General features: G+C 62.7%; 1 protein-coding gene. It reads left to right on the forward strand.

Annotated features, from left to right (window positions below; translation table 11 throughout):
* Window positions 1–267, forward strand: a 267-nt coding sequence (locus tag BMW72_RS18260; protein WP_482764172.1) for a TenA family protein, incomplete at its 5' end; no start/stop codon positions are given.
* Between the last annotated feature and the right edge of the window lie 887 nt (window positions 268–1154).

Raw genomic sequence — 1154 nt, forward strand, 5'->3', positions numbered from 1 at the left:
GCGGCGCTGTTGCCGTGCTTCTGGATGTATCAGGATGTCGGTAGGCGGCTGCATCCGCTCTCGCACGACGCGCATCCGTACCGCAGCTGGCTGGATACCTACGCGGATGAGGAGTTCGCTGCCTCCACCGCCCGCGCAATAGAGATCGTCACCACGGTTGCCGCCACCGCGGATGAACCGTCGCGGCACCACATGGCCCAGGCGTTCCGCGCGTCGGCCGGGCACGAGCGAGAATTCTTCGCCGCGCCCCTGATCAGCCGTCGGTAGGAGTGCAGGTCCATCCTTTCGCGCCCCCAGCGGTTACCGGAGCGGCCACTCGTCAGGCAGGCTGCGGCCTATGGACGGGCGAGACAGGAGCTCAGTTGCGGAGGATGAGTTCGCACAACTGCATGGTGCTGACGTTGTCAGCGGCGTTGCTTGAGGTGACTTCATGCGCTGGGGTTGCGCGGCGAGAGGCTTCAACCTCGCCCACGAAATCGCGCAGGTGCAGGTCTCGTTTTGCTGCCGGAGATGGCGCTTTCGGTGGGTGTGAAAAAGTCGTGACGTTCTGGCCGACCCGGCGCCAGCTTGTGCGTCTGCTGGAGTGCGAATCTGCAGGACCAGGCGTGCGACATCTGTGATCAGCACGTGACCGGTGTCGCCGGAGACTCGCAAGACCTTGGGCTCGCTTGAGTATGAGGGTAGGCCGCTGAGGTGCAGCGTGCTGACCATGCTGGAAGCGAACTGCAGAGTTGAGGAGGGGGCGACGGTCGCGCCGTGCGAATTGGAGTAGTTGACTGCTGGATCAAGAAGAGAACGCCTGGACCGAGCGGATGGATCGGATCGGCCACGGCCTGAGCTGGGCGGTGGAGGACACGCGCCCCGAGGAAGAATCGTGAAACCGAGAGCGAGCAATGATGTCGCGCGCCCCTTGGCCGACCGGCACGACACGGTGCTGGCTGGGGTGTCCGGTGACCGTTTCCCAGTGACTCAGCATCGGCACGATCGGCCGTTGCGTGCATTGGCCCAGATGTGTCTCGTTGGTCGTTACACGTTTCGACGTCCTGAAACCATTCGAATCAGGAATGCGATCACGGCGAGAACCAACAACACCACGCCGACCCATAGCAGAAAGTTAAGGGACTGCACAAAACCACCGGTGATCAAGAGCACAA

The sequence above is a fragment of the Cryobacterium luteum genome (genome assembly GCF_900110125.1).
Lineage (GTDB): Bacteria > Actinomycetota > Actinomycetes > Actinomycetales > Microbacteriaceae > Cryobacterium > Cryobacterium luteum.